Here is a 7559-nt window from a genome sequence, read left to right on the forward strand (position 1 = left end):
CGGGCATTATCTGAACATAAAACACTATCAATAAGTTGGAGTCATTACCCTTTTTTCAACTTCTGATGGATGCGAGTGATTGAACTCATACATTAATGTTTTCCCACGAAGTCTTTTTTCAGGTAAGCCTTCGCACATATCGGTAAATAGCTTGCCTGCTTTTATTTTTTCTGTCATCGACATGTTCATTTTTAACATTCCGTCCTGATAAGTTGGTCGGATAAGGCGCTCGCGCCGTATCCGACATTAATTTCTTAAGCGACTTCATTCACCTGGCGACGCAGCAGAGAAAGTGGGCCGGGGCCGCTAAGCGTGAACACGGAAATTAAGGTGAAGCCCAGCGCCACCAGACCCAGCACCAGGTAAGCGCCCTGGAAACCGATGCTTTCATACATATTGCCCGCCAGAATAGACATAAAAATCATCGCCAGTTGCTTAAAGAAGCAGAAACAGACCAGATAAATCGTCGCTGAAAAACGCACTTCAAACTGGCTGGTAATATATTTAAAGCAGCCCACCAGCAGGAACGGTACTTCAAACATATGCAGCGTTTTCAGAATAACCACTTCCAGTGCTGAGGTAGCGAACGATGAGCCAATAATACGTACTGACATAATAGTGCCAGCCAGCAGCAGGGCGTTTTTCCCACCGATGCGATTAATGATCAGTGGCGCAAAAAACATAATCGAGGCGTTAAGTAATTCGCCCATTGTCGTTACGTAGCCAAATACCCGCGTACCCTGTTCACCGGTAGCAAAGAACGAAGTAAAGAAATTAGCAAACTGTTGGTCAAAAACATCGTAGGTGCAGGAAACGCCAATAACATACAGTGACAAAAACCACAGTTTTGGCTGTCTGAACAGTTCCAGCGCCAGCTTAAGGCTAAATGCCGAATGGTTGGCACCTACCGCATTGGCAACCGTGGCAGAAGAGGGCGCATCCGTTTTGGCGAAAAAGAGTAAAACGGCGAGGATGAATGCACAGCCAGAACCCAGCCAGAAAACAAACTGATTATTGATGGTGAACATGATGCCGACAATCGAGGCACACAGCGCCCAGCCAACACAGCCAAACATCCGCGCGCGACCATATTCGAAATTACTGCGACGGCTGACTTTCTCGATAAATGCCTCTACTGCTGGCGCACCGGCGTTAAAACAAAAGCCTAGATAAATACCACCAACAATCGATCCTACTAAAATGTTGTATTGTAACAGTGGCCCGAAGATAAAAATAAAGAACGGCGCAAACATCACTAACATGCCGGTAATAATCCACAGCAGGTATTTGCGCAGCCCGAGTTTGTCAGAAAGCAGACCAAACAGCGGTTGGAATAATAGCGAGAACAGAGAAATAGCGGCAAAAATAATACCCGTATCACTTTTGCTGATATGGTTGATGTCATGTAGCCAAATCGGGAAAAACGGGAAGTAGGCTCCCATGATAAAAAAGTAAAAGAAAAAGAATAAACCGAACATCCAAAAGTTTGTGTTTTTTAAATAGTACATAATGGATTTCCTTACGCGAAATACGGGCAGACATGGCCTGCCCGGTTATTATTATTTTTGACACCAGAGCAACTGGTAATGGTAGCTACCGGCGCTAAGGTGGAATTCCGCCGACACTGACGGGCTCCAGGAGTCGTCGCCACCAATCCCCATATGGAAACCGTCGATATTCAGCCATGTGCCTTCTTCCGCGTGCAGCAGATGGCGATGGCTGGTTTCCATCAGTTGCTGTTGACTGTAGCGGCTGATGTTGAACTGGAAGTCGCCGCGCCACTGGTGTGGGCCATAATTCAATTCGCGCGTCCCGCAGCGCAGACCGTTTTCGCTCGGGAAGACGTACGGGGTATACATGTCTGACAATGGCAGATCCCAGCGGTCAAAACAGGCCGCAGTAAGGCGGTCGGGATAGTTTTCTTGCGGCCCTAATCCGAGCCAGTTTACCCGCTCTGCTACCTGCGCCAGCTGGCAGGTCAGGCCAATCCGCGCCGGATGTGGCGTATTGCTCGCCACTTCAACATCAACGGTAATCGCCATTTGACCACTTCCATCAATCCGGTAGGTTTTCCGGCTGATAAATAAGGTTTTCCCCTGATGCTGCCACGCGTGGACCGTGGTAATCAGCACCGCGTCGGCAAGCGTATCTGCCGTGCACTGCAACAACGCTGCTTCGGCCTGGTAATGGCCCGCCGCCTTCCAGCGTTCGACCCAGGCGTTAGGGTCAATGCGGGTCGCTTCACTTACGCCAATGTCGTTATCCAGCGGTGCGCGGGTGAACTGATCGCGCAGCGGCGTCAGCAGTTGTTTTTTATCGCCAATCCACATCTGTGAAAGAAAGCCTGACTGGCGGTTAAATTGCCAACGCTTATTATCCAGCTCGATGCAAAAATCCGTTTCGCTGGTGGTCAGTTGCGGGATGGCGTGGGGCGCGGAGGGGAGTGTCACGCTGAGGTTTTCCGCCAGACGCCACTGCTGCCAGGCGCTGATGTGTCCGGCTGCTGACCATGTGGTCGCGTTCGGTTGCACTACGTGAACCGTTAGCCAGAGTTGTCCGGCGCTCTCCGGCTGCGGTAGTTCAGGCAGTTCAATCAACTGTTTACCTTGTGGAGCGACATCCAGAGGCACTTCACCGCTTGCCAGCGGCTTGCCATCCAGCGCCACCATCCAGTGCAGGAGCTCGTTATCGCTATGACGGAACAGGTATTCGCTGGTCACTTCGATGGTTCGCCCGGATAAACTGAACTGGAAAAACTGCTGCTGGTGTTTTGCTTCCGTCAGCGCCGGATGCGGCGTGCGGTCTGCAAAGACCAGACCGTTCATGCAGAACTGGCGATCATTCGGCGTATCGCCAAAATCACCGCCGTAAGCCGACCACGGATTGCCATTTTCATCATATTTAATCAGCGACTGATCCACCCAGTCCCAGACGAAGCCGCCCTGTAAACGGGGGTACTGACGAAACGCCTGCCAGTATTTAGCGAAGCCGCCAAGACTGTTACCCATCGCGTGGGCGTATTCGCAAAGGATCAGCGGGCGCGTCTCTCCAGGCAACGAAAGCCATTTTTTGATGGACCATTTCGGCACAGCCGGGAAGGGCTGGTCTTCATCCACGCGCGCGTACATCGGGCAAATAATATCGGTTGCGAAGGTGTCGGCTCCGCCGCCTTCATACTGTACCGGGCGGGAAGGATCGACAGATTTGATCCAGCGATAGAGTGCGTCGTGATTAGCGCCGTGGCCTGATTCATTCCCCAGCGACCAGATGATCACACTCGGGTGATTACGATCGCGCTGCACCATTCGCGTTACGCGTTCGCTCATCGCGGGTAGCCAGCGCGGATCATCGGTCAGACGATTCATTGGCACCATGCCGTGGGTTTCAATGTTGGCTTCATCCACCACATACAGGCCGTAGTGGTCGCACAGCGTGTACCACAGCGGATGGTTCGGATAATGCGAACAGCGCACGGCGTTAAAGTTGTTCTGCTTCATCAGCAGGATATCCTGCACCATCGTCTGCTCATCCATGACCTGACCATGCAGAGGATGATGCTCGTGACGGTTAACGCCGCGAATCAGCAACGGCTTGCCGTTCAGCAGCAGCAGACCATTTTCAATCCGCACCTCGCGGAAACCGACATCGCAGGCTTCTGCTTCAATCAGCGTGCCGTCGGCGGTGTGCAGTTCAACCACCGCACGATAGAGATTCGGGATTTCGGCGCTCCACAGTTTCGGGTTTTCGACGTTCAGACGTAGGGTGACGTGATCGGCATAACCACCACGCTCATCGATAATTTCACCGCCGAAAGGCGCGGTGCCGCTGGCGACCTGCGTTTCACCCTGCCACAAAGAAACCGTCACCCGCAGCTCATCGCGCAGCTCGCCGTACATCTGAACGTCTGCCTCCAGTACAGCGCGGCTGAAATCATCATTAAAGTGAGTGGCTACATGGAAATCGCTGATTTGCGTGCTCGGTTTATGCAGCAACGAGACGTCACGGAAAATGCCGCTCATCCGCCACATATCCTGATCTTCCAGATAACTGCCGTCACTCCAGCGCAGCACCATCACCGCGAGGCGGTTTTCTCCGGCGTGTAAAAATGCGCTCAGGTCAAATTCAGACGGCAAACGACTGTCCTGTCCGTAACCGACCCAGCGCCCGTTGCACCACAAATGAAACGCCGAGTTAACACCATCAAAAATAATTCGCGTCTGGCCTTCCTGTAGCCAGCTTTCATCAACATTAAATGTGAGCGAGTAACAACCCGTCGGATTCTCCGTGGGAACATACGGCGGATTGACCGCAATGGGATAGGTCACGTTGGTGTAGATAGGCGCATCGTAACCGTGCATCTGCCAGTTTGAGGGGACGATGACAGTATCGGCGTCAGGAAGATCGCGCTCCAGCCAGCTTTCTGGTACCGCTTCTGGTGCCGGAAACCAGGCAAAGCGCCATTCACCATTCAGGCTGCGCGACTCTTGGGAAGGGCGATCGGTGCGAGCCTCTTCGCTATTACGCCAGCTGGCGAAAGGGGGATGTGCCGCAAGGCGATTAAGTTGGGTAACGCCAGGGTTTTCCCAGTCACGACGTTGTAATACGACGGCCAGTGAATCCGTAATCATTGTCATAGTTGTATCCTGCGTGAATTGTTATCCGCTCACATTTTCGCATAACATACGAGCCGGACACATAGAGTGTAAAGCCTGGGGTGCCTAATGAGTGAGCTGACTCACATTAATTGCGTTGCGCTCACTGCCCGCTTTCAAGTCGGGAAACTTGTCGTGCCAGCTGCATTAAGGAATCTGCCAACGTGCGGGGAGAGGTGGTTTGCGTATTGGGCGCCAGGGTGGTTTTTCTTTTCACCAGTGAGACGGGCAACAGCTGATTGCTCTTCACCGCCTGGCCCTGAGAGAGTTTCAGCAAGCGGTCCACGCTGGTTTGCCCCAGCAGGCGAAAATCCTGTTTGATGGTGGTTAACGGCGGGATATAACACGAGCTGTCTTCGGTATCGTCGTATCCCACTACCGAGATATCCGCACCAACGCGCAACCCGGACTCGGTAATGGCGCGCATTGCGCCCAGCGCCATCTGATCGTTGGCAACCAGCATCGCAGTGGGAACGATGCCCTCATTTAGCATTTGCATGGTTTGTTGAAAACCGGACATGGCACTCCAGTCGCCTTCCCGTTCCGCTATCGGATGAATTTGATTGCGAGTGAGATATTTATGCCAGCCCGCCAGACGCAGACGCGCCGAGACAGAACTTAATGGGCCCGCTAACAGCGCGATTTGCTGGTGACCCAATGCGACCAGATGCTCCACGCCCAGTCGCGTACCGTCTTCATGGGAGAAAATAATACTGTTGATGGGAGTCTGGTCAGAGACATCAAGAAATAACGCCGGAACATTAGCGCAGGCAGCTTCCACAGCAATGGCATCCTGGTCATCCAGCGGATAGTTAATGATCAGCCCACTGACGCGTTGCGCGAGAAGATTGTGCACCGCCGCTTTACAGGCTTCGACGCCGCTTCGTTCTACCATCGACACCACCACGCTGGCACCCAGTTGATCGGCGCGAGATTTAATCGCCGCGACAATTTGCGACGGCGCGTGCAGGGCCAGACTGGAGGTAGCAACGCCAATCAGCAACGACTGTTTCCCCGCCAGTTGTTGTGCCACGCGGTTGGGAATGTAGTTCAGCTGCGCCATCGCCGCTTCCACCTTTTCCCGCGTTTTCGCAGAGACGTGGCTGGCCTGGTTCACCACGCGGGAAACGGTCTGATAAGAGACACCGGCATACTCTGCGACATCGTATAGCGTTACTGGTTTCACATTTACCACCCTGAATTGACTCTCTTCGGGTGCTATCATGCCATACCACGAAATGTTTTGCGCCATTCGGAGGGGGCACGCCGAAGTGAGATTCAAAATGCCGACGTCAGTTCACAGGTGGGTAATGATACCAACGTGTTGATTTCGTATTTTCACTGACACCAGGATCATCCTGATGTTACAAGGATTGAATGACTACAGATTAAAATAGTCATCAACAGGTTGACAGCATTACCCAGCGCCCGCTTTCCGCGTATTTTTCGATTTGCACTGCCGGGGGCACTGGCGGGTATCGCGTTCCGCACACTTTTACATTTATTTATCTGGTGACTGACCTTTTTAAGGAGACAGAATGAAAGCCGTTGGTTTCTGGCAACCCGGGAAAGTACATCCGTTATTGAAGATTTGTCGCTTCCCCACCCATCCATGCCCAAGGGGCGTGATCTTTTGATCAGAGTCAGGGCGGTCGCGGTTAACCCACGGGACCTGAAAAGCCGGCGAAACATCAGTCCCTCTGCAGGCAATCCGGTAGTTATGGGATACGACGCTTCCGGTGTTGTTGAAGCAACCGGACCAGAGGTGACGCTGTTCAGGCCAGGTGACCACGTTTTCTATGCCGGTGTGCTCGATCGCCAGGGAGCCAACGCAGAGTTTCAGCTGGTTGACGAACGCATTACGGGGATAAAGCCGGCAGCACTAAGTTTTGAAGCTGCAGCGTCGGTTCCTCTGACCGGTCTGACAGCCTGGGAAATGTTATTTGATCGTCTGCAGTTGTCAGTGAACGGAGATGCTGATCAGACCCTGTTGATGCTTGGCGGTGCGGGCGGAGTCCCTTGTATGGCTATACAGCTTGCCCGCACTCTGAGTCGGGTGAACATCATCGGGACTGCCTCCCGGCAGGAGAGTGTCAGAGCGGTTCGCGGGTTTGGTGCGCATTATGTCCTGGATCATTCATGTGCGCTTGCGCCACAGGTTGCCAGCCTTGCTGGACTCCCTCCCATTACCCGGATTTTCTCAACGTACACCACGCCATCTGCCTGGGAAAATATGGCCGAAATTATTGCCCCACAAGGCCGTATCGGACTCATCGACGACCCTGAACCACTGGATCTGCGTTTGATCAAATTTAAGAGCGTTTCTGTTCACTGGGAGGCAATGTTTACCCGCCCCATGCATGCTACTGCGGACATGTCTAAACAGCATGATATTCTTAACAAACTCTCATGCATGCTGGATTCCGGTAAGCTCAAACCTCCGTTGCTGGCAGAGTATGGCAGGCTGAATGCTAAAGCACTTCGCCGGGCTCATGAGGACATGGAAAATAAAAATGTGAACGGGAAAATTGTTTTTTCAGGGTTCTGATGAACAGGCCTGTCAGAGTAAAAAAAGATTCGGGTTCAGCACAATGCTGAATTCTGTCTGGCTATAGAGTAAGAATCGTACCGGAATTGAGCATTTACCCTCAGTACCTGCGGATGAAAAAGCAGTCTGCCTTGACATACTGAACAATCCCTTCTCATAAGATGCCTCTCTTTTGCTGTTTAAAGAGCTGAGCAGTCCGGGCGGAGACTGACCTCGTTCCGCTTTCCAAGCGACCCCCTTGTTGAAAGTGCGACAAAAGAGATAGGGCGAATGACTATACTTCGCTCATAGCTGCCCGCCATGCCAGCTCAAAAAACAGGCTTAACGTAGGATATTTAATGAGATGGTCACTCCCTCCT

3 protein-coding genes and 2 pseudogenes are annotated in these 7559 nt (G+C 52.4%); 1 reads left to right on the forward strand and 4 read right to left on the reverse strand.

All coding sequences use genetic code 11. The annotated features are described in order from the left end of the window. Positions 1 to 48: 48 nt before the first annotated feature. The 4 genes and pseudogenes from HMPREF3143_RS01885 to lacI all read right to left on the reverse strand — a co-directional run. Positions 49 to 189: pseudogene (locus tag HMPREF3143_RS01885) on the reverse strand (maltose acetyltransferase domain-containing protein); the annotation flags it as partial. 65 nt (positions 190 to 254) lie between these two features. After that, positions 255 to 1508: a lactose permease gene (gene lacY / locus HMPREF3143_RS01890; RefSeq protein ID WP_003846917.1), complete on the reverse strand. Its 1254-nt coding sequence runs from the start codon at positions 1506 to 1508 to the stop codon at positions 255 to 257. Positions 1509 to 1559: 51 nt separating this feature from the next. Then, entirely contained in the window at positions 1560 to 4634 is a 3075-nt protein-coding gene (gene lacZ / locus HMPREF3143_RS01895) for a beta-galactosidase (RefSeq protein WP_007894989.1), read from the reverse strand. Positions 4635 to 4755: 121 nt separating this feature from the next. Next, positions 4756 to 5838, reverse strand: a complete 1083-nt coding sequence (lacI, locus tag HMPREF3143_RS01900) for a DNA-binding transcriptional repressor LacI (RefSeq protein WP_007851507.1) — start codon at positions 5836 to 5838, stop codon at positions 4756 to 4758. A gap of 352 nt (positions 5839 to 6190) precedes the next feature. On the opposite strand from lacI, the pseudogene HMPREF3143_RS01905 reads away from it, so the two are divergent. Continuing rightward, a pseudogene (locus HMPREF3143_RS01905) lies at positions 6191 to 7200 on the forward strand (zinc-binding alcohol dehydrogenase family protein). Positions 7201 to 7559 lie beyond the last annotated feature (359 nt).

This window comes from Enterobacter sp. HMSC16D10, assembly GCF_001807145.1.
Classification (GTDB): domain Bacteria; phylum Pseudomonadota; class Gammaproteobacteria; order Enterobacterales; family Enterobacteriaceae; genus Enterobacter; species Enterobacter roggenkampii.

What these genes read in the sequence shown, in the direction of transcription:
- lacY (WP_003846917.1), bottom strand. Translation starts at nt 1,508, where the DNA reads ATGTACTATTTAAAAAACACAAACTTTTGGATGTTCGGTTTATTCTTT.
- lacZ (WP_007894989.1), bottom strand. Translation starts at nt 4,634, where the DNA reads ATGACAATGATTACGGATTCACTGGCCGTCGTATTACAACGTCGTGAC.